Source organism: Escherichia sp. Lx600-2, assembly GCF_036662595.1.
Classification (GTDB): domain Bacteria; phylum Pseudomonadota; class Gammaproteobacteria; order Enterobacterales; family Enterobacteriaceae; genus Escherichia; species Escherichia coli.
Genome location: NZ_JAYQWM010000009.1, coordinates 38,026 through 58,961, shown reverse-complemented (window position 1 = coordinate 58,961; position 20,936 = coordinate 38,026). Strand labels below are relative to the sequence as shown.

At 50.9% G+C, this 20,936-nt stretch carries 19 protein-coding genes; 10 read left to right on the top strand and 9 right to left on the bottom strand.

Translation table 11 applies throughout. From position 1 onward, the window contains the following. Nucleotides 1-98: 98 nt before the first annotated feature. The 4 genes from lpxT to yeiP form a co-directional block, all read right to left on the bottom strand. The gene (lpxT, locus tag OQV04_RS05380) at nt 99-812 is read right to left on the bottom strand and encodes a Kdo(2)-lipid A phosphotransferase (protein WP_000594599.1); all 714 of its coding nucleotides are present in this window, start codon (nt 810-812) and stop codon (nt 99-101) included. 38 nt (nt 813-850) lie between these two features. Next, nucleotides 851-1,837, bottom strand: a complete 987-nt coding sequence (yeiR, locus tag OQV04_RS05375; protein WP_274446462.1) for a zinc-binding GTPase YeiR — start codon at nt 1,835-1,837, stop codon at nt 851-853. Between the two features lie 117 nt (nt 1,838-1,954). Beyond that, complete coding sequence (locus OQV04_RS05370) at nt 1,955-3,421, bottom strand: mannitol dehydrogenase family protein (RefSeq protein WP_045177180.1); 1,467 nt, start codon at nt 3,419-3,421, stop codon at nt 1,955-1,957. Nucleotides 3,422-3,643: 222 nt separating this feature from the next. Next, a complete protein-coding gene (gene yeiP, locus OQV04_RS05365) occupies nt 3,644-4,216 on the bottom strand; it encodes an elongation factor P-like protein YeiP (RefSeq protein ID WP_001136827.1) in 573 nt (190 codons plus the stop codon). A gap of 154 nt (nt 4,217-4,370) precedes the next feature. Here yeiP and OQV04_RS05360 point away from each other — a divergent pair, with 154 nt between their 5' ends. Next, nucleotides 4,371-4,625, top strand: a complete 255-nt coding sequence (locus OQV04_RS05360) for a YkgJ family cysteine cluster protein (RefSeq protein WP_000389030.1) — start codon at nt 4,371-4,373, stop codon at nt 4,623-4,625. Here OQV04_RS05360 and setB read toward each other — a convergent pair. Next, nucleotides 4,622-5,803 carry a sugar efflux transporter SetB gene (gene setB / locus OQV04_RS05355; RefSeq protein ID WP_032281222.1) on the bottom strand — a complete coding sequence of 394 codons (1,182 nt, stop codon included), beginning with the start codon at nt 5,801-5,803 and terminating at the stop codon, nt 4,622-4,624. The two genes, OQV04_RS05360 and setB, sit on opposite strands and share 4 nt — an antisense overlap. 367 nt (nt 5,804-6,170) lie before the next feature. Here setB and fruB point away from each other — a divergent pair, with 367 nt between their 5' ends. From fruB to OQV04_RS05325, 6 genes are all read left to right on the top strand, one after another. Continuing rightward, nucleotides 6,171-7,301, top strand: coding sequence for a fused PTS fructose transporter subunit IIA/HPr protein (fruB, locus tag OQV04_RS05350; RefSeq protein ID WP_000487240.1), 1,131 nt, complete (start codon nt 6,171-6,173; stop codon nt 7,299-7,301). Beyond that, nucleotides 7,301-8,239 carry a 1-phosphofructokinase gene (fruK, locus tag OQV04_RS05345; RefSeq protein ID WP_000091263.1) on the top strand — a complete coding sequence of 313 codons (939 nt, stop codon included), beginning with the start codon at nt 7,301-7,303 and terminating at the stop codon, nt 8,237-8,239. The genes fruB and fruK overlap by 1 nt, the downstream gene beginning before the upstream one ends. 16 nt (nt 8,240-8,255) lie before the next feature. Next, nucleotides 8,256-9,947 (top strand): PTS fructose transporter subunit IIBC, encoded by a 1,692-nt coding sequence (gene fruA / locus OQV04_RS05340; protein ID WP_000854439.1) that lies wholly within the window; start codon nt 8,256-8,258, stop codon nt 9,945-9,947. A 423-nt stretch (nt 9,948-10,370) separates the two neighbouring features. Beyond that, nucleotides 10,371-11,312, top strand: coding sequence for a pseudouridine kinase (locus OQV04_RS05335; RefSeq protein ID WP_032281220.1), 942 nt, complete (start codon nt 10,371-10,373; stop codon nt 11,310-11,312). Then, nucleotides 11,300-12,238 carry a pseudouridine-5'-phosphate glycosidase gene (gene psuG, locus OQV04_RS05330; protein WP_001292454.1) on the top strand — a complete coding sequence of 313 codons (939 nt, stop codon included), beginning with the start codon at nt 11,300-11,302 and terminating at the stop codon, nt 12,236-12,238. The genes OQV04_RS05335 and psuG overlap by 13 nt, the downstream gene beginning before the upstream one ends. Nucleotides 12,239-12,331: 93 nt before the next feature. Further along, entirely contained in the window at nt 12,332-13,582 is a 1,251-nt protein-coding gene (locus OQV04_RS05325; RefSeq protein WP_000353878.1) for a NupC/NupG family nucleoside CNT transporter, read from the top strand. 67 nt (nt 13,583-13,649) lie between these two features. Here OQV04_RS05325 and OQV04_RS05320 read toward each other — a convergent pair whose 3' ends face one another. Beyond that, a complete protein-coding gene (locus OQV04_RS05320) occupies nt 13,650-14,348 on the bottom strand; it encodes a transcriptional regulator YeiL (RefSeq protein ID WP_032281219.1) in 699 nt (232 codons plus the stop codon). Nucleotides 14,349-14,477: 129 nt separating this feature from the next. On the opposite strand from OQV04_RS05320, the gene rihB reads away from it, so the two are divergent. Then, on the top strand, nt 14,478-15,419 hold the full coding sequence (gene rihB / locus OQV04_RS05315; RefSeq protein ID WP_032281218.1) for a ribosylpyrimidine nucleosidase: 942 nt from the start codon (nt 14,478-14,480) through the stop codon (nt 15,417-15,419). Nucleotides 15,420-15,518: 99 nt separating this feature from the next. Next, nucleotides 15,519-16,769: a NupC/NupG family nucleoside CNT transporter gene (locus OQV04_RS05310; protein ID WP_000382973.1), complete on the top strand. Its 1,251-nt coding sequence runs from the start codon at nt 15,519-15,521 to the stop codon at nt 16,767-16,769. Between the two features lie 55 nt (nt 16,770-16,824). Here OQV04_RS05310 and OQV04_RS05305 read toward each other — a convergent pair whose 3' ends face one another. The 3 genes from OQV04_RS05305 to OQV04_RS05295 form a co-directional block, all read right to left on the bottom strand. After that, nucleotides 16,825-17,913, bottom strand: a complete 1,089-nt coding sequence (locus OQV04_RS05305; RefSeq protein WP_032281217.1) for a sugar kinase — start codon at nt 17,911-17,913, stop codon at nt 16,825-16,827. Between the two features lie 2 nt (nt 17,914-17,915). Next, nucleotides 17,916-18,773, bottom strand: coding sequence for a deoxyribonuclease IV (gene nfo, locus OQV04_RS05300; RefSeq protein ID WP_000873894.1), 858 nt, complete (start codon nt 18,771-18,773; stop codon nt 17,916-17,918). Between the two features lie 73 nt (nt 18,774-18,846). Beyond that, nucleotides 18,847-19,896 carry a YeiH family protein gene (locus OQV04_RS05295; protein WP_000182053.1) on the bottom strand — a complete coding sequence of 350 codons (1,050 nt, stop codon included), beginning with the start codon at nt 19,894-19,896 and terminating at the stop codon, nt 18,847-18,849. 98 nt (nt 19,897-19,994) lie between these two features. On the opposite strand from OQV04_RS05295, the gene yieE reads away from it, so the two are divergent. Then, nucleotides 19,995-20,876 carry a DNA-binding transcriptional regulator YeiE gene (gene yieE, locus OQV04_RS05290; RefSeq protein WP_000548294.1) on the top strand — a complete coding sequence of 294 codons (882 nt, stop codon included), beginning with the start codon at nt 19,995-19,997 and terminating at the stop codon, nt 20,874-20,876. Nucleotides 20,877-20,936 lie beyond the last annotated feature (60 nt).

The window sequence follows — 20,936 nt, the reverse complement described above, 5'->3', positions numbered from 1 at the left end:
AGAGAATGATTTTTGCATTCGATAGATGAAAGCACGGTGCGCATCATCAGGATTATCCTCACTATAAAAATAAACCTGATGATGTTAATTACTGTGAGTTATTTGTTTTGGAAATGTTTGTTTTTTCCCGGTAGTGATTTGTCAAAAAAGGTGATTAATCGATCACTTAATGGCGTCAGCAACACCCAGGGCAAACCGATCAATATCACGGTCATCGAACCGACAATGATGTCAGTAAACCAGTGTGCGCCAATCATTACTCTGGGAAACGCAAAAACCACAAAAATAATAAGGGCGATAAGACCTGCAACTTTGCCGAAATAACGCCACATGAATGCCGAAAAAATAAGCAGCATCATGCCGTGATCGCCGGGAAAGCTATCTCGTGAGGCATCTTTCGTGGGAACAGAGAGCAGTTCGCTGACGCGGTTAATATCGGTAAAAGTCAATGTTGGGCTGGCCCGTTTTACAGGAATTAATGCCTGACCCAGCTGGTTTAATACCACTGCAGTTAATAGCATGACCAGACCAATAATCACGATACGTCGTCTGCCTGGGGCGTTTTCTTTCAGCCAGAAACTCAGCATCAACATTCCCATCGCCAGCAGTGAACAACCGTCGAAAGCGCGATTGTTGGTCAATGCAACCAGCCACAAAAAGGCCTTACTTTCGACCAGTTTCTGATTAAAGAAATAAAAAATATCCGCATCAATCGGCAACCAGAATCCATGATTAACGGGAATATACCAGGAAAGAAACAGCGCGAGGCCGACAATATTCAACAACACTATTTGCGGCAAATTTTTAATCATATTTTCTCTAATTATCTTACTGAAAAACGCAGGCAACCTTACGCGGTAGTCGCTAAACGAAGCTTCAACAGCGCGCTCTGCAAGGCATTCCAGTCAGCTTCGCTGCTGGAAATCAGCTCAATACGGCTGTCCGGTGGCGCAACGTTTTGCGTTTCAATGTGCAGATCATCGCCCTGACGGTTGATTCGCACCAGCCCTTCGGGAATACGCAGCACGCCTTTGACGCGTTCCACCGGTGCAAGTCGCGCCCATTCCAGAATGCCAATGGTGTCGAATACCGTATCAGCGTCGAATATCCAGCCGCAGGCCTGATATCCTTGTCCGCTGTTCAGACTGCGACGCCAGCGTTGATGCTCTGGCAGGCTTAACGCTGCTAACCCTTTTTTCACGCCATGCTGATGAGAATGCGCGGCGCTGGCGGGCAACTCGGCTAAATTGCGACGCGGCAAATCCAGAAGATGACCGTCAACTTTCCCATGCTCACTGTGAATTAATTGCCGATCGCCACCATTTTGCTGCCACCAGCGCAGTAGCGCTTGCTCACTTTCAGGCGTCGCACGGTCGGATTTATTGGCGACAATGATGTCTGCGGCAGCCAGCTGGTCACGGAAGTTTTCATTGCTGGCGCTTTTTTCGTCCAGCAGCAGGCGTGGATCGAGAATGCACAACGTGGCGCGCAGATCTATCCACGGTTCATAGACTGGTGCGGTTAACAGATCGAGGATCTGTTTCGGATGGCCCAGCCCGGTCGGCTCTATCAACAAGCGGTCTGGTTTTCCCTGACGCAGTAAGGTATTCAACCCTACCTGCATGGGTAAACCATTAACGCAGCACATGCAGCCGCCGGGGATCTCTTTCAGCAATGCGCCGCTATCGGCGAGCAAAGCACCATCAATTCCGACTTCCCCAAATTCATTAACCAGTACCGCCCATTTTTCGTTGGGATCTTTATGGGCTAACAGATGAAGAATCGACGTAGTTTTCCCGCTGCCGAGAAAACCGGTGATGAGGTTGGTCCTGGTCACAACGGCTCCGCAATACTCTGATAAGTTAACTGAGCGTTAATCCTGGCTAAAAACGGCAGAAAAGAGAAGGGGAGAGCGGACGAAGGCGAGCTTCATCCGCTTTAACCGCAGAAATCGTTAAATTTTGAGGGTGTTTAATAGCGCCTGATGCGCGCCGAATTGTGCGATTTGTTGCCAGGCTTGTTCGATGGCCTGCACAAAATGCGGGTTATCTGGCAGATCATCACCGAAAACTTCACGCAGGGAAAGCAGGGCGGTGACGCGTTGCTCACTGCTGCTGCCCGCAACAAGATCGCGAATTTTATCGCTAAGCGGATCGCGAACATCAATGGCATTTCCGGCATCATCAACGCCGCTGACGTAACGCATCCAGCCTGCAACGCCTAATGCCAGCAACGACCAGTCCGTTTCGCGCCCCAGATGTATGCGAATACCTGCCAGCATGCGTTGCGGTAATTTCTGGCTGCCATCCATCGCGATTTGCCAGGTCTTATGTTTCAGCGCCGGATTAGCAAAACGTGCAATTAACTTATCCGCATATTGTGTTAAATCGACATCTTTAATCCGCAGTGTCGGCGCTTGCTCATCCAGCATTAATGTTCTGGCGGCATGGCGAAATGCGCGATCCTGCATGCAATCACTGATATGGGCGAATCCTGAGAGGTAACCCAGATAAGCGAGAAAAGAGTGGCTGCCATTAAGCATCCGCAGTTTCATCTCTTCCCATGGCAGGACATCATTCACCATTTGTACACCTGCGACTTCCCAGGCAGGACGCCCAGCGACGAAGTTATCTTCCACCACCCACTGGATAAACGGTTCGCAGCTAATCGCGCAGGGATCATTCACCCCCAGATGCTGGCTGATTTCCGCCAGTGATTCGTTGGTTGCTGCCGGAACAATGCGGTCGACCATAGTTCCCGGAAAACTGACGTGCTCTTTTATCCACCCGGCGAGTTCTGGCGAACGTTTTTCTGCCATTCCCAGCACCGCGTTTTTCACCACATGGCCATTGTCGGGAATATTGTCACAGGAGAGCACGGTAAACGGTGTAAGGCCGCGCTCACGGCGGCGTTTCAGTGCTTCGACGAGAATACCCGGTGCGGAGTGAGGTTCTTCAGGGGTTTGTAGATCGTGAATAATCCGCGGATTGCTGGTGTCGAGTGCACCGGTGGCCGGGTCAATACAATAGCCTTTTTCGGTAATCGTCAGGGAAACAATTGCCACCTGTGGCTCGCAAAACTTCTCAATAATTGCCGCTAAGGAATCCAGTTTTGCATTCAGGCATTCGTGAACGGCACCGACAATTATCGCCTGATTGCCGTCCGTCCCTTTCTCCAGCACGGTATATAAATGGTTCTGTGCGCGGAGCTGGCTCATCAGTTGATCACCGCTGAACAAGCTGATTTCACAGATCCCCCAGTCGCCGCCCTGGGCATTCAGCACACGATCGGTCAGTAACGCCTGATGAGCGCGGTGAAAGGCTCCAAAGCCAAAATGAACGATACGTGATTGCAACTGCTGGCGATCGTAGCGTGGAGCGTGTACATGATGCGGGAGCGTAACGGAGGCAATTGTATTCATAGGAGTCACGTCTTAGTAACGATTAATTAACAACGACAGTGTAAAGTTATATGACAGCAATTGAAATTGGTCTGGATTGTTAATGCGATGAAGTGTGAGGGCGATCAATCAACGAGTGAATATTGCGGGCGTAAGGTGTTCAGGAAGCGCAAAATAGAAGATTGGTATAATAAATTAAAAAAGGGACAGCCTGAGCTATCCCTTTTCTGCCTGCGGCTGAAGTTAGTCAGCACGCCCCATATAACGGCGTTCTTCGATATGGATACGAATTTTTTCGCCCGGGCTTAAGTATTCTGGTACCTGAATCACCAGACCAGTGCTCAATGTCGCCGGTTTGTTACGGGCGCTGGCAGATGCCCCTTTGATGCCTGGTGCGGTTTCAACGATTTCCAGATCAACGGTCTGCGGCAGCTCAAGCGCCAGCAGTTGACCGTCCCAGGTCAGCACCTGCATGTCCGGCATGCCGCCTTCTGGCATAAACAGCAACTCTTCTTCAATCTGATCTTTGGTGAAGGTATACGGGGTATAGTCTTCTTTATCCATAAAGACATATTCGTTACCATCGACATAGGAGAAGTCAACGTAACGGCGGGTCAGCGTCACGGTGTCAACGATATCATCACCTTTGAAACGCTCTTCTACTTTCAGCCCGGTACGGACATCAGAAAAACGCATTTTGTACAGCGTAGCGGCACCGCGGGCAGTGGGCGACTGAATATCAATGTCCTTAACCAGCAGCAGTTTGCCGTTGTAATTCAGTACCATACCTTTTTTAATTTCGTTCGCTCTTGGCATCGAAAAATTCCTGTAGTCGAAAATGTCAAAAATATCGCGACAAAGTACTCGCGACGGGCCTTTCGGGCAAGTGGTATTCGCACTTTTGCTGGTGCAAAAAAGGTGGTACTGTGCGCGCTCATCAATCCGGTGGTTAACCTTAAGAGAACAACGTATGGAATGCCGTCCGGGTTGCGGGGCGTGTTGCACTGCCCCTTCAATTTCCAGCCCTATTCCCGGTATGCCAGATGGCAAGCCCGCCAATACGCCCTGCATTCAGCTTGATGAACAGCAACGCTGTAAAATTTTCACCTCGCCACTGCGGCCGAAAGTCTGTGCAGGCTTACAAGCCAGCGCTGAAATGTGCGGTAACTCGCGTCAGCAGGCAATGACCTGGCTTATCGATCTGGAAATGCTGACCGCGCCTTAAACATCTTTAATCCGCAGTAAGCAAAACAGAGTGGCGATAATCATCACCATCGCAAACCAGAACACAGCGTGATAATTCCAGATCTCGGCGACGATGCCCGCCACAGATCCTGCGATGATCCAGCCCACGCGCGACGTGTTGGTATAGAGCGTGGTGGCTGAACCTGCCTGACCGGGCATCAAATCCTGAAAATAGAGCATCCCGATACCGCCCAGAATGCCAATAAAAATAGCATTTAGCAGCTGCAAGCCCAACAGAATGACAGGAGAATGCGCCATCAGCATTCCTGCGTAAAAACAGACGCCACCCACGGCAGCAACGCGCATTAAGAAACTCTTACCCAGACGTTTGGCAAAATATCCGGCAATCAACATGGTCGGGATTTCCAGCCCGGCGGCGGTCCCCATCATCACACCGGCCAGTTTCTCGGGAAGATGCAGTTCGTTGATTATAAATAGCGGCATGTTGATGATGTACAGACTGTTCGAGCCCCACATCAATGTACAAATGACAAACAGCAGCAGCGTATCGCGACGGTTACGGCGCGGCGCTTCAACCGTGCCGGTCGCCAGCGGAAGCTCTTTTTGCATCGACGGTAAAAACAGCCACACCATCACGCCGCAAACAATAAACGCTACCGCTGCGCTCAGATACATTACCGTAAAGCTGAAACCCATCGCTAAGGCATAAGCCAGCGGTGGGCCAATGACCCATGCCAGTGAAACCTGAGCGCGTAAAAAAGAGCTGAACATCACCGCCTCACGTCCGGTTTTGTCGGCATGTTCACGGGCAAGGGCAAACATTTGCGGGTTAGCGGTCGAGCCAAAGCTGCTAAGAAAGACGCCAACGAATAGCAAAACAAAGTAGTTGCGATTCCAGGCAAAAAGGGTGCAGGCCAGCACGCCTAACAGGCAGCAAAAGACAATCAGCGATTTGCGATCGCCGCGCTTATCAGAGCGCCCGGCGAGAAACTGACTCACCAGAATCCCAATGACAGCGCTGCCGGTAAAGAAGAATCCCACCATCGCCGGACGGGCATGTACTTCATCGGTAAGAAAAATACTGAGTGTCGGGGTTTGCAGAGCGCCCGCAATACCGGTGAGAAAGGCAACGATTAAAAACGCCGTCGAGGTCAGGTCAAACGATTTCGCGCTGGAGACTGCGGGGGAGTTATGCATGCTGGTCGATCACTGGAAGAGGAAGACGCGGAGTTTACGCTGCTTGTCAGAAAATAAACAGACAGCGAAATCAAAAGCGCCACGAATAATCAAAATGCCATTTCACTGTTGCTGATTGGCTGCTGACGCTGCTGAAATGAAATTGCTGATAACGGATTTTCCCATCAGCAATTAGGAAAAATGACAAAAAATTGTGCAGCACATCAAACTTTTGCTCATAACTTTACGGCTTTCCTTGCGTGCTGAAACAGAAGTATTATGCTTTCTTGAAACGTTTCAGCGCGATCTTGTCTTTAACCCTAAGCCAGGTTGGCGCTTTTTTTCTCATAGAAGCTGAATCGTTTCAATTCAGCAAGAGAGGAGAACTATGTTCCAGTTATCCGTACAGGACATCCATCCGGGCGAAAAGGCCGGAGACAAAGAAGAGGCGATTCGCCAGGTCGCTGCGGCGCTGGTGCAGGCCGGTAATGTAGCAGAAGGCTACGTCAATGGCATGCTGGCGCGCGAACAGCAAACCTCAACGTTCCTCGGCAATGGTATTGCTATTCCACACGGCACTACCGACACCCGCGATCAGGTGCTGAAAACCGGCGTTCAGGTATTTCAGTTCCCGGAAGGCGTCACTTGGGGTGACGGTCAGGTAGCGTACGTAGCGATCGGTATTGCTGCCAGCTCGGATGAGCATCTGGGCCTGCTACGCCAGCTGACCCACGTACTGAGCGATGATTCCGTTGCTGAACAACTGAAGTCAGCAACAACAGCAGAAGAACTTCGCGCATTGCTGATGGGCGAAAAGCAGAGTGAGCAGTTGAAGCTCGACAACGAAATGCTGACGCTGGATATCGTCGCCAGCGATCTGCTGACTCTTCAGGCGCTGAACGCTGCGCGTCTGAAAGAGGCGGGGGCAGTTGACGCCTCTTTCGTCACCAAAGCCATCAATGAACAACCGCTGAATCTCGGACAGGGTATCTGGCTGAGCGATAGCGCCGAAGGCAATCTGCGTAGCGCGATTGCGGTAAGCCGTGCGGCAAATGCTTTTGATGTGGACGGCGAAACGGCAGCCATGCTGGTGAGTGTGGCGATGAATGACGATCAGCCCATTGCGGTTCTTAAGCGTCTCGCTGATTTGTTGCTCGACAATAAAGCTGACCGCTTGCTGAAAGCGGATGCGGCAACGTTGCTGGCGCTGCTGACCAGCGATGATGCGCCGACCGACGACGTGTTAAGCGCGGAGTTTGTGGTGCGCAATGAACACGGCCTGCATGCTCGTCCAGGTACCATGCTGGTCAACACCATTAAACAATTTAACAGTGATATTACCGTGACAAACCTTGATGGCACCGGCAAACCGGCAAACGGACGTAGTCTGATGAAAGTTGTGGCACTTGGCGTTAAGAAAGGTCATCGCCTACGCTTTACCGCCCAGGGTGCAGATGCTGAACAGGCGCTGAAAGCAATCGGCGACGCTATCGCTGCTGGTCTTGGGGAGGGCGCATAATGAGCAGACGTGTTGCTACTATCACCCTTAATCCGGCTTATGACCTTGTTGGTTTCTGCCCGGAAATTGAACGCGGCGAAGTGAACCTGGTGAAAACCACCGGTCTGCATGCGGCGGGTAAAGGCATCAACGTGGCCAAAGTATTGAAAGACCTGGGAATTGATGTCACCGTTGGCGGCTTCCTCGGTAAAGACAATCAGGATGGTTTTCAGCAACTGTTCAGCGAGCTGGGCATTGCCAACCGTTTCCAGGTTGTACAGGGGCGCACCCGAATTAACGTTAAGCTGACGGAAAAAGACGGCGAAGTGACCGACTTCAACTTCTCGGGTTTTGAAGTCACTCCCGCCGACTGGGAACGCTTTGTGACTGATTCTCTGAGCTGGCTCGGTCAGTTCGATATGGTCTGTGTCAGCGGAAGCTTACCGTCAGGCGTCAGCCCGGAAGCGTTCACCGACTGGATGACTCGCCTGCGTAGTCAGTGCCCTTGCATTATCTTTGATAGTAGCCGTGAAGCGTTAGTAGCAGGTTTGAAAGCGGCACCGTGGCTGGTGAAACCTAACCGCCGCGAGCTGGAAATCTGGGCAGGCCGTAAACTGCCTGAAATGAAAGATGTGATTGAAGCTGCGCATGCGCTGCGTGAACAAGGTATTGCGCATGTCGTTATTTCACTGGGTGCCGAAGGCGCGCTTTGGGTTAATGCCTCCGGCGAATGGATCGCCAAACCACCGTCAGTCGATGTCGTAAGCACCGTTGGCGCAGGGGATTCTATGGTTGGTGGCCTGATTTATGGCTTGCTAATGCGTGAATCCAGTGAACACACACTGCGTCTGGCGACTGCTGTTGCAGCCCTGGCGGTAAGTCAAAGCAATGTGGGTATTACCGATCGTCCGCAGTTGGCCGCAATGATGGCGCGCGTCGACTTACAACCTTTTAACTGACAGCAGGAGAGGCATAATGAAAACGCTGCTGATTATTGACGCTAATCTCGGTCAGGCACGCGCCTATATGGCGAAGACCCTGCTGGGCGCGGCGGCGCGAAAAGCAAAACTGGAAATCATCGACAATCCGAACGACGCAGAAATGGCGATTGTTCTCGGTGATTCCATCCCGAATGACAGCGCGCTGAACGGTAAAAATGTCTGGCTGGGCGATATTTCCCGGGCAGTTGCGCACCCTGAGCTGTTCCTGAGTGAAGCCAAAGGCCATGCGAAACCTTACACTGCGCCGGTCGCTGCGACAGCACCGGTTGCCGCCAGCGGTCCGAAACGCGTAGTTGCGGTGACTGCTTGCCCGACTGGCGTAGCACACACCTTTATGGCGGCTGAAGCCATTGAAACCGAAGCGAAAAAACGTGGCTGGTGGGTGAAAGTTGAAACCCGTGGTTCTGTTGGTGCGGGTAATGCAATCACCCCCGAAGAAGTAGCCGCAGCGGATCTGGTGATTGTGGCGGCAGATATCGAAGTGGATCTGGCGAAATTTGCTGGTAAACCGATGTATCGTACCTCTACCGGTCTGGCGCTGAAGAAAACCGCGCAGGAACTGGATAAAGCGGTTGCTGAAGCAACGCCGTATGAACCGGCGGGCAAAGCTCAAACGGCGACCTCTGAAGGTAAGAAAGAGAGTGCAGGCGCATACCGTCACTTGCTGACGGGCGTCTCTTACATGCTGCCGATGGTCGTTGCAGGTGGTCTGTGTATCGCGCTTTCTTTTGCTTTTGGTATCGAAGCGTTTAAAGAGCCGGGTACGTTGGCAGCGGCGCTGATGCAGATTGGTGGTGGTTCAGCCTTTGCGCTGATGGTGCCGGTACTGGCAGGTTACATTGCCTTCTCCATTGCCGATCGTCCGGGTCTCACGCCGGGTCTGATTGGCGGTATGCTGGCGGTCAGCACCGGTTCTGGCTTCATTGGCGGTATTATTGCGGGCTTCCTGGCTGGTTACATTGCGAAGTTAATCAGTACGCAACTGAAACTGCCACAGAGTATGGAGGCGCTGAAACCGATCCTGATCATTCCGCTAATTTCCAGTCTGGTGGTCGGTCTGGCGATGATCTACCTGATCGGTAAACCGGTTGCTGGCATTCTCGAAGGGTTGACTCACTGGCTGCAGACCATGGGGACTGCGAATGCGGTTCTGCTGGGGGCGATCCTCGGTGGCATGATGTGTACTGACATGGGCGGTCCGGTAAATAAAGCAGCGTACGCATTCGGTGTGGGTCTGCTGAGTACTCAAACCTATGGCCCGATGGCGGCGATTATGGCGGCAGGTATGGTGCCACCGCTGGCAATGGGTCTGGCAACAATGGTGGCGCGTCGCAAATTTGACAAAGCGCAGCAGGAAGGTGGCAAAGCCGCTCTGGTTCTTGGTCTGTGCTTTATTTCGGAAGGTGCAATTCCGTTTGCTGCTCGTGATCCGATGCGTGTGCTGCCGTGTTGTATCGTTGGTGGGGCGCTGACTGGCGCAATCTCAATGGCGATTGGTGCGAAACTGATGGCACCGCACGGTGGTCTGTTTGTTCTGCTGATCCCTGGCGCTATTACGCCGGTACTGGGTTACCTGGTAGCAATTATTGCCGGTACGCTGGTGGCGGGTTTGGCCTATGCCTTCCTGAAACGTCCGGAAGTGGACGCAGTAGCGAAAGCAGCGTAATAAAAGGTGTGTTACAGGGCAGAAATTTCCTGCCCTGTATCATTGGATGAGCGCAAAGGGAATGACCGGTTTGTGAATGTAATTTTATGAATTTAAATGGTTTTATCTTTCAGTAGAAACCTGAAACGTTCATCAAACACTAAGGTTATTTCCTCAAGGGCAGATTATTTTCTGCCCTTTTTTATTGTTCCTGTTCTGTGCATCCCGTCACAAATTCCTCGCTTTTGTAATTCAGGCATTTAATCGCATTTTGTGAGCCTGCTCAAATCTGCCCGCTTTGCCTCTCTGGCGGCAATTTACTTTACGTAAAACATGCATACTATGAGCACATGTTTAAATATGAACACATGTTTAAACCGTCTTTGCAGTATCTATATTCTTGTGGATTGACAGGGTTGGTAATTTTTTACCAGAGGACGTGCTATGCGCGAAAAGGATTATGTCGTAATTATAGGTTCGGCGAATATTGATGTCGCCGGATATTCACATGAATCATTAAATTATGCGGATTCAAATCCAGATAAAATAAAATTTACGCCTGGTGGAGTAGGGCGAAATATTGCACAAAACCTGGCGTTGCTGGGTAACAAAGCCTGGCTACTGAGCGCAGTAGGTAGTGATTTTTATGGTCAATCGCTGCTAACGCAAACCAATCAATCTGGCGTTTATGTCGATAAATGCCTGATTGTGCCGGGAGAAAATACGTCGAGTTATTTATCATTACTCGATAATACCGGTGAAATGCTGGTTGCTATAAATGACATGAATATTAGCAACGCTATTACAGCTGAATATCTCGCACAGCACCGTGAATTTATTCAGAGGGCAAAGGTCATTGTCGCGGACTGTAATATCAGTGAAGAGGCACTGGCATGGATTCTGGATAATGCTGCCAACGTACCCGTATTTGTCGATCCGGTTTCAGCGTGGAAATGTGTCAAAGTGCGCGACCGTCTAAATCAGATCCACACTCTGAAGCCAAACCGCCTTGAAGCGGAAACACTGAGTGGGATTGCGCTGTCAGGGCGTGAAGATGTGGCAAAAGTTGCTGCCTGGTTCCATCAACATGGCCTGAACCGACTGGTATTGAGCATGGGCGGCGATGGCGTTTATTACAGTGAAATCAGCGGTGAAAGTGGCTGGTCTGCCTCGATCAAAACCAATGTTATTAATGTTACCGGAGCGGGCGATGCCATGATGGCGGGACTTGCTTCGTGTTGGGTAGACGGAATGCCGTTTGCCGAATCTGTTCGTTTCGCACAGGGATGTTCGTCAATGGCGCTCTCCTGTGAATACACCAATAACCCCGATTTATCGATTGCCAACGTTATATCGTTAGTGGAGAACGCAGAATGTCTGAATTAAAAATTTCCCCTGAATTATTACAAATTTCCCCGGAAGTGCAGGACGCTTTAAAAAACAAAAAACCGGTTGTGGCGCTGGAATCGACCATTATTTCTCACGGGATGCCGTTCCCACAAAATGCCCAGACCGCAATTGAAGTAGAAGAAACTATTCGTAAACAGGGCGCAGTACCTGCCACTATCGCCATTATTGGCGGCGTGATGAAAGTGGGTTTAAGCAAAGAAGAAATTGAATTACTGGGTCGTGAAGGGCATAACGTGACCAAAGTTAGTCGTCGCGATTTACCTTTTGTTGTTGCCGCCGGAAAAAATGGCGCAACCACTGTGGCTTCAACGATGATTATTGCGGCGCTTGCCGGAATTAAAGTATTTGCCACCGGGGGAATTGGTGGTGTGCATCGCGGGGCGGAACATACCTTCGATATTTCTGCCGATTTGCAAGAACTGGCAAATACTAATGTCACCGTTGTTTGTGCCGGGGCGAAATCTATTCTCGATTTAGGATTAACCACTGAGTATTTAGAAACCTTCGGTGTGCCGTTAATTGGCTATCAGACTAAAGCGCTGCCTGCGTTTTTCTGCCGCACCAGCCCGTTTGACGTCAGCATTCGTCTCGACAGCGCCAGCGAAATTGCCCGTGCAATGGCGGTGAAATGGCAAAGCGGGCTGAACGGTGGCCTCGTGGTAGCGAACCCGATCCCGGAACAGTTTGCGATGCCGGAACACACTATCAATGCGGCGATCGATCAGGCGGTAGCTGAAGCTGAAGCGCAGGGTGTTATTGGTAAAGAAAGTACGCCATTCCTGCTGGCGCGCGTTGCTGAACTGACCGGCGGTGACAGCCTGAAATCCAACATCCAACTGGTGTTCAACAACGCCATTCTGGCGAGTGAAATTGCCAAAGAATACCAGCGTCTCGCGGGTTAATTTCTGACGGGCAGAAAGCCGTCGCCCGTACTCATCAAACATACCAAAACCTGGCGCTGACGCCGGGTTTACTGGCATGAAGGGAAAATCATTATGGACATAATGAGAAGTGTTGTGGGGATGGTGGTGTTACTGGCAATAGCATTTCTGTTGTCAGTGAATAAAAAGAGCATCAGTTTGCGTACGGTTGGAGCCGCACTACTGCTGCAAATTGCTATTGGTGGCATCATGCTCTATTTTCCGCCGGGAAAGTGGGCTGTAGAACAGGCGGCATTAGGCGTTCATAAAGTGATGTCTTACAGTGATGCCGGTAGCGCCTTCATTTTTGGTTCGCTGGTCGGGCCGAAAATGGATGTCCTCTTTGACGGTGCGGGTTTTATCTTCGCCTTTCGCGTACTCCCGGCGATTATCTTCGTCACTGCGCTCATTAGTCTGCTGTACTACATTGGCGTGATGGGGCTGCTGATTCGCATCCTTGGTAGCATTTTCCAGAAAGCCCTCAACATCAGCAAAATCGAATCTTTTGTTGCGGTTACCACTATTTTCCTCGGGCAAAATGAGATCCCGGCGATCGTTAAACCGTTTATCGATCGCATGAATCGCAACGAGTTGTTTACCGCAATTTGTAGCGGGATGGCGTCCATTGCGGGTTCGATGATGATTGGTTATGCCGGAATGGGCGTACCAATTGACTACCTGTTAGCGGCATCGCTGATGGCGATCCCTGGCGGGATTTTGTTTGCACGTATTCTTAGCCCGGCAACCGAGCCTTCGCAGGTCACATTTGAAAATCTGTCGTTCAGCGAAACGCCGCCAAAAAGCTTTATCGAAGCGGCGGCGAGCGGTGCGATGACCGGGCTGAAAATCGCCGCTGGTGTGGCGACGGTGGTAATGGCATTTGTGGCAATTATTGCGCTGATCAATGGCATTATCGGCGGAATTGGCGGCTGGTTTGGCTTCGCCAATGCTTCTCTGGAAAGTATTTTTGGCTATGTGCTGGCACCGCTGGCGTGGATCATGGGTGTGGACTGGAGTGATGCCAACCTTGCGGGTAGCCTGATTGGGCAGAAACTGGCGATTAACGAATTCGTCGCTTACCTGAGTTTCTCCCCATACCTGCAAACGGGCGGCACGCTGGAAGTGAAAACCATTGCGATTATCTCCTTTGCGCTTTGTGGTTTTGCTAACTTTGGTTCTATCGGTGTTGTCGTTGGGGCATTTTCGGCTATTTCGCCAAAACGTGCTCCGGAAATCGCCCAGCTTGGTTTACGGGCGCTGGCAGCAGCAACGCTTTCCAACCTGATGAGCGCGACCATTGCCGGGTTCTTTATTGGTTTAGCTTGAGTTTCATTGCCGGATGTACTCGCTTATTAAGCGTTGCATCCGGCAATCGCGCTATTGCAAATAATTTTTACTGCATCATCCCGGAGAATTTATTCTCCGGGTCCATCTCCAGCGCCAGTCCTGACAACTGCTTTCTGTTTTTAATGAGATACCCTTTCTTGCTTTTAATTAATAAACCGTCGTGAATGAATTGCGCGAGAACATATAAAAGATGTCGATAAGAAACGCCTAAATACTCTGCTGCCTGGGTATGTTTTTCGTGATAAAGATCACCTTCCTGCGAGAGTAATATAAAAGCTGCCAGGCGGTTCACTAACGGAAATGATTGATTCTGAGTTAAAGAAACAATATTGCGATAATTTTTATGGCTTAAAGAAACGCAGAGCTTTCGTAAAAATAGGGTATCGTTTAATAACAGCGGACGGTAATGTTTCATAGGGAGCGCAAGGTACCAACACTCTTCAATCGCCTGTACTGCACGTGGTTCATGGTCTTTATCGATTAACTCAATCTCGCCAATAAAACAGGGGGCGGCAAAGAAATCGATCAGCGACACGCGACCATTAGCTAGCGTGGCGTAAAGCCTGGCGCGGCCTCGCGTCAGGTAAAACAGCCAGGACGGCTGTTGCCCTTCCTGCACAATGTAGTCACGCGCTAAAAAATGAAACAGCCGCGTATCGGCTGAAACATCCGTTAAAAAGCAATCCTTAAACGCGGATTCACTCATCAATTGCAGCTTAAGATCATTATTGTGGATTTCTTTCACGATGTTTATCCGCTATGAGATTTCTCATATTTAGCATACGTACGCTGTTGTTAAGATTCAATCATCGGCCCGATCGAAATTTCTTTGCTGTAGAAAAAATAACGCAACTGGAAACAGAGGAAATAAACAATGGAAAAGAGAAAAATTATTCTGGATTGTGATCCGGGTCATGATGATGCTATTGCTATAATGATGGCGGCGAAACATCCGGCGATTGATTTATTAGGTATCACCATTGTTGCGGGTAATCAGACGCTTGATAAAACATTAATTAATGGCCTGAATGTTTGCCAGAAACTGGAGATTAATGTTCCGGTTTATGCGGGGATGCCGCAACCCATTATGCGTCAACAAATCGTTGCCGATAATATTCACGGTGAAACCGGACTGGATGGCCCGGTATTCGAGCCGCTGACCCGCCAGGCAGAAAGTACCCACGCGGTGAAATACATCATTGATACCCTGATGGCAAGCGATGGCGATATCACTCTGGTGCCGGTTGGTCCGTTGTCAAATATCGCGGTGGCAATGCGTATGCAACCCGCAATCCTGCCGAAAATCCGTGAAATTGTGCTAATGGGCGGCGCTTACGGTACTGGCAACTTCACCCCATCTGCCGAGTTCAACATCTTTGCTGACCCGGAAGCGGCGCGTGTGGTGTTCACCTCCGGCGTTCCATTAGTAATGATGGGCCTCGATCTCACCAACCAGACCGTTTGCACCCCGGATGTGATTGCTCGGATGGAAAGGGCAGGCGGCCCTGCCGGAGAACTGTTCAGCGACATCATGAACTTCACTCTCAAAACCCAGTTCGAAAACTACGGGCTGGCTGGCGGCCCGGTGCACGACGCCACCTGCATCGGTTATCTGATTAACCCTGATGGCATTAAAACCCAGGAGATGTACGTCGAAGTGGACGTCAACAGTGGCCCTTGCTATGGGCGTACCATCTGCGACGAGCTGGGCGTTCTTGGCAAGCCCGCTAATACCAAAGTCGGCATCACTATTGATACCGACTGGTTCTGGGGCTTAGTCGAAGAGTGCGTGCGCGGCTACATCAAAACCCATTAAGTGTTGATAACAAGCCGGGTCAGTATCGCAAGATGCAGGCCCGGCTATTTCTGAGGGGCAGAAAGCCGTCGCCCAATATGACATGAAGAGATAATAACTATGGATGTCATGAGAAGTGTTCTGGGAATGGTGGTATTGCTGACGATTGCGTTTTTACTGTCAGTAAACAAGAAGAAGATCAGCCTGCGTACCGTTGGCGCGGCGTTAGTGTTACAGGTTGTGATTGGCGGGATTATGCTTTGGTTACCGCCAGGGCGTTGGGTCGCTGAAAAAGTCGCTTTTGGCGTGCATAAAGTGATGGCGTACAGCGATGCAGGTAGCGCATTTATCTTCGGTTCGCTGGTCGGGCCGAAAATGGACACGCTGTTTGATGGCGCAGGATTTATCTTTGGTTTCAGGGTGTTACCGGCAATTATCTTCGTCACCGCGCTGGTGAGTATTCTCTATTACATCGGTGTGATGGGGATCTTAATTCGCATTCTCGGCGGTATCTTCCAGAAAGCGTTAAATATCAGCAAGATCGAGTCATTCGTCGCGGTCACTACCATTTTCCTCGGGCAAAACGAAATTCCGGCAATCGTCAAACCCTTTATCGATCGGCTGAATCGCAATGAGTTATTTACAGCGATTTGTAGTGGCATGGCCTCAATTGCTGGTTCGACGATGATTGGTTACGCCGCACTGGGCGTGCCTGTGGAATATTTGCTGGCGGCATCGTTAATGGCGATCCCCGGCGGGATCTTGTTTGCCCGCATGCTAAGCCCGGCTACGGAATCTTCGCAGGTTTCTTTTAATAACCTCTCTTTCACCGAAACACCGCCAAAAAGCATTATTGAAGCCGCCGCGACAGGGGCGATGACCGGGCTGAAAATCGCTGCGGGTGTGGCAACAGTGGTGATGGCATTTGTTGCCATCATTGCGTTAATTAACGGTATTATCGGCGGCGTTGGCGGCTGGTTTGGTTTTGAACATGCCTCGCTGGAGTCCATTTTAGGTTACCTGCTGGCCCCACTGGCGTGGGTAATGGGTGTTGACTGGACTGATGCGAATCTTGCCGGGAGTTTGATTGGACAGAAACTGGCAATAAATGAATTTGTCGCTTATCTCAATTTCTCACCCTATCTGCAAACAGCTGGCACTCTCGATGCAAAAACCGTGGCGATTATTTCCTTCGCGTTGTGCGGTTTCGCTAACTTTGGTTCTATCGGGGTGGTGGTGGGGGCGTTTTCTGCGGTTGCGCCACACCGTGCGCCGGAAATCGCCCAGCTTGGTTTACGCGCGCTGGCGGCGGCGACACTTTCTAATCTGATGAGTGCCACCATTGCCGGGTTCTTTATTGGTTTAGCGTAGTGTGCGATTTATGAGCCGGATAAGATGCGGTCAAGCGTCGAATCCGGCAACATTGTTACACCATTGACACTAATGAAAGCGCGTTATCGGCAGACAGGGTAGGGTTGTTTAAGCTGCCGCTGGCGCGCGAAATTGCCGCGCAGGCCATCGCAAAACGGGCGCTATCAAGGAAACTGCTTCCTTCCAGAAAGCTATACACCAGGCCCGCCATAAAACCATCGTCAGCACCAAAACTGTCTACTGTCGTATGCGCTGGTGCGGTCAGCAAAAATTGTTCTCCATCCTTTTCGCTGCAATAAACTGACTCATCGGGCAAATAAACAAACAGTTGCTGAACACCTTGCTGATGCAACGCATTCACTGCAGCATTACGGTCAGCATCGCTGGTGATCGCCTGTCCCCATAAAATTTCCAGCTCCGGTAAAGTGGGTTTCAGGGTGTGAATATGCGCCAGCCAGTGTTTGATTTTGCCCGCTTTGAATTCTGAAACGGTATCGACAAACACCGGGATCTCACCAGCGAGGGTAAAGACCCATTCCAGCGCCTCGGCTGTCAGGTTGCAATCAGCCAGTACCACGCCCGCATGACGAAGTAAATCGCGCGACCCGTTCAGTAGTTGCGGTGTCAACTGTTCCAGCAGATGGGTATCGTTAATCGCCAGCACGGTTTCATCGTCTCGATTGGCAATTGCCAGATACGTCGATGTGCTTTGACCATGTAAACGAACGCAGCCGGAGACATTCACGCCGGCGCGGCGCGTTTCTTCCAGGAGCATTTCGCCATAAAAGTCATCGCCAATCACTGAAAGCAAATGGACGTCACGGCCTAACAGCGCCAGATTGTGGGCGATGTTGCGTCCCACGCCGCCCGCTGAGCAATGAATTGTACCGGGATGAGAAGCCGATTGCGGGTAACGGATATCCGCCATCCCGCGAATATCCATATTGATTGTCCCCACCACTACGCAGTATTCCTGCTCGGTGAGAATGTAACCTTTGCCTTTAATCCGGCCTTTGCGCATTAAATCCATAATATGCGCCGCAACGCGCGAACGGCTGATTTGCAGCATGTCCGCAATTTCGTTCTGCTGAATCAGCGGGTTACGCCGTAAAATTGCAAGGATCTCCTTTTCCCGGTTATTCATCTTCAGGCTACCGCTTTTTCAGTTTGTTGCGCTTTCAGCCAGGCGATCTCTTCTGCCCAGATATCCGGGTTGATGGTTTCAAGGATCAGCGGAATGCCGTCGAAACGGTCGTCCTGCATGATCCAGCGGAACGCATCATGACCGATATTGCCTTCACCGAGGCTATGATGGCGGTCAACGCGGCTGCCAAAGGTGCTTTTCGCATCGTTAAGGTGCATCCCGCGCAGATATTTAAAGCCGACAGTACGGGCAAAATCCGCGAATGTTTTCTCGCATTCGGCTGGAGTACGCAAATCATACCCGGCAGCGAAAGCATGGCAGGTATCAATGCAGACGCCGACGCGGGATTTATCTTCCACGCCGTCGATAATCGCCGCGAGATGTTCGAATTTAAACCCTAAGTTACTGCCCTGACCGGCGGTGTTTTCTATCACCGCTGTCACACCTTGAGTTTTATCCAGCGCAATGTTGATGGATTCGGCAATACGCGCAAGGCAATCCTCTTCTGAAATCTGCATCAGATGGCTGCCAGGGTGGAAGTTGAGCAAAGAAAGCCCCAACTGTTCGCAACGCTGCATTTCATCTATAAAGGCATCGCGCGATTTTTCCAGAGCTTCAGTGACCGGATGTCCGAGGTTAATCAGATAACTGTCGTGGGGAAGAATTTGCGCCGATGTGTAGTGATATTTTTCACAGGCGGCTTTGAATTCATCGATGGTTTGCGTCGTGAGCGGTGCGGCACGCCACTGACGTTGGTTTTTGGTGAACAAGGCAAACGCGGTTGCGTCGATTTCGGCGGCGCGAATTGCGGCATTTGCCAGACCGCCAGCAGCACTAACGTGCGCTCCAATGTATTTCATGCGAGGACTCCTGTTAAACCCGCTGGAGGAAAACGGTAATGATAGCGGGTTAACAGGAGCAAGATGTAGTGGTTTATGCGATGACGCTTTGAATCACATAGTTAATCGCACCACCACCAACAATCAGCCAGGCAAACAGTACCAGTGCCATCAGCAGAGGTTTCGCCCCAGCTTTTTTCAGCGCGCTGACGTGAGTGGTCAGACCCAGCGCCGCCATCGCCATTGCCAGCAGGAAGGTATCCAGCGTTACCAGCATGTTCACCACGCTCTGCGGTAACAGGTGGAACGAGTTAAAGATGGCAACTACGATGAACAAGATAGCAAACCACGGAATAGTGATTTTGCTTTTCTCGCCGCTGTTCGCCCCAGACAGCTGTTTAACACGCGCCGCCAGCAGGATGAGGAACGGAGCCAGCATCATCACGCGCAGCATTTTGGAAATAACTGCTGCGTTTTCCGCATCCGGGCTGATGGCATGACCTGCCGCCACCACCTGCGCCACTTCGTGCACAGTAGAACCAATGTAGATACCGAAAGTTTCCGGACTAAACCATTGAGACATCAGCGGATATATCGCCGGGTAGAGGAAAATCGCGACGGTCCCGAAGATAACAACGGTTGCAACAGCCACGGTTACTTTACTGGCTTCCGCTTTCACTACCGGCTCAGTCGCCAGTACCGCGGCAGCACCACAGATACTGCTACCGGCACCGATCAACCAGCTGGTGTGCTTATCCAGACCAAACACTTTCTGCCCCAGGAAGCAAGCCAGCAGGAAGGTACTGGACAGCGTCAACACGTCAATGATGATCCCACTGATACCGACATCGGCAATTTGCGAGAACGTCAGACGGAAGCCATAAAGAATGATACCCAGACGTAATAAATATTGCTTGGCAAACAGCACACCACCGTCACAGCTTTTCCAGATGTGCGGATAGATGGTGTTGCCTAAAACCATCCCCAACAAGATTGCGAGGGTGAGGGCACTAAACCCGGCACCCGCAACCGCGGGAATGGAACCACCCCACAGGGCGACCCCGGTGATAACTGCACTCAGGGCTAACCCCGGAATAAAATGCCACAGTGTACGATGTTGTTTCTGTAAGGTGATATTCGTCATAACCCTCTCCTTTAACCGGGCATAAGGTTACGACTAACTGGTTTAAAAATAAAATTGATTATATATTTATAATTAATCTTTATAAGTGGTAAGCGACTATGCACATCACCCTCCGGCAGTTGGAAGTTTTTGCAGAAGTATTGAAAAGTGGATCAACCACCCAGGCGTCGGTGATGCTGGCGTTGTCGCAATCAGCAGTGAGCGCAGCCTTGACCGACCTGGAAGGGCAGCTTGGCGTGCAACTGTTTGATCGCGTGGGGAAAAGACTGGTTGTTAATGAACACGGGCGGCTGCTCTATCCGCGTGCGTTGGCATTGCTTGAACAGGCGGTTGAAATCGAACAACTGTTTCGCGAAGACAACGGCGCGATTCGTATCTATGCCAGTAGTACCATCGGTAACTACATTCTGCCTGCAGTTATCGCCCGTTATCGCCATGATTATCCACAGTTGCCGATTGAACTTAGCGTTGGGAACAGCCAGGACGTGATGCAAGCGGTGCTGGATTTCCGCGTTGATATTGGCTTTATTGAAGGACCGTGCCACAGCACTGAAATCATTTCTGAACCGTGGCTGGAAGACGAGCTGGTGGTTTTCGCCGCGCCGACTTCGCCGTTGGCCCGTGGTCCGGTCACCTTAGAACAGCTGGCCGCTGCGCCGTGGATCCTGCGTGAACGCGGTTCCGGCACGCGGGAGATTGTCGATTATCTGTTGCTGTCACATTTACCGAAGTTTGAGATGGCGATGGAATTAGGTAACTCCGAGGCAATCAAACATGCGGTGCGTCATGGGTTGGGAATTAGTTGCCTGTCGCGACGGGTGATTGAAGACCAATTGCAGGCAGGCACATTAAGTGAAGTTGCGGTCCCTCTGCCGCGCCTGATGCGTACGTTGTGGCGTATACATCATCGGCAAAAACACCTTTCCAACGCGCTACGGCGCTTTCTGGACTATTGCGATCCCGCAAATGTGCCGCGTTAAGTTGCTGTACAAGAACATGCTGGTGCTGTGTCGATTTCGTGACGCAGCGCCTTCAGCATG

Bases quoted from the DNA above. Each gene is read 5' to 3' on its own strand.
- OQV04_RS05325 (WP_000353878.1), top strand. From the start codon at position 12,332: ATGGACATAATGAGAAGTGTTGTGGGGATGGTGGTGTTACTGGCAATA.
- OQV04_RS05335 (WP_032281220.1), top strand. From the start codon at position 10,371: ATGCGCGAAAAGGATTATGTCGTAATTATAGGTTCGGCGAATATTGAT.
- lpxT (WP_000594599.1), bottom strand. From the start codon at position 812: ATGATTAAAAATTTGCCGCAAATAGTGTTGTTGAATATTGTCGGCCTC.
- nfo (WP_000873894.1), bottom strand. From the start codon at position 18,773: ATGAAATACATTGGAGCGCACGTTAGTGCTGCTGGCGGTCTGGCAAAT.
- setB (WP_032281222.1), bottom strand. From the start codon at position 5,803: ATGCATAACTCCCCCGCAGTCTCCAGCGCGAAATCGTTTGACCTGACC.
- rihB (WP_032281218.1), top strand. From the start codon at position 14,478: ATGGAAAAGAGAAAAATTATTCTGGATTGTGATCCGGGTCATGATGAT.
- OQV04_RS05370 (WP_045177180.1), bottom strand. From the start codon at position 3,421: ATGAATACAATTGCCTCCGTTACGCTCCCGCATCATGTACACGCTCCA.
- yieE (WP_000548294.1), top strand. From the start codon at position 19,995: ATGCACATCACCCTCCGGCAGTTGGAAGTTTTTGCAGAAGTATTGAAA.
- psuG (WP_001292454.1), top strand. From the start codon at position 11,300: ATGTCTGAATTAAAAATTTCCCCTGAATTATTACAAATTTCCCCGGAA.
- OQV04_RS05310 (WP_000382973.1), top strand. From the start codon at position 15,519: ATGGATGTCATGAGAAGTGTTCTGGGAATGGTGGTATTGCTGACGATT.
- fruA (WP_000854439.1), top strand. From the start codon at position 8,256: ATGAAAACGCTGCTGATTATTGACGCTAATCTCGGTCAGGCACGCGCC.
- fruB (WP_000487240.1), top strand. From the start codon at position 6,171: ATGTTCCAGTTATCCGTACAGGACATCCATCCGGGCGAAAAGGCCGGA.
- OQV04_RS05360 (WP_000389030.1), top strand. From the start codon at position 4,371: ATGGAATGCCGTCCGGGTTGCGGGGCGTGTTGCACTGCCCCTTCAATT.
- OQV04_RS05305 (WP_032281217.1), bottom strand. From the start codon at position 17,913: ATGAATAACCGGGAAAAGGAGATCCTTGCAATTTTACGGCGTAACCCG.
- fruK (WP_000091263.1), top strand. From the start codon at position 7,301: ATGAGCAGACGTGTTGCTACTATCACCCTTAATCCGGCTTATGACCTT.
- yeiP (WP_001136827.1), bottom strand. From the start codon at position 4,216: ATGCCAAGAGCGAACGAAATTAAAAAAGGTATGGTACTGAATTACAAC.
- OQV04_RS05295 (WP_000182053.1), bottom strand. From the start codon at position 19,896: ATGACGAATATCACCTTACAGAAACAACATCGTACACTGTGGCATTTT.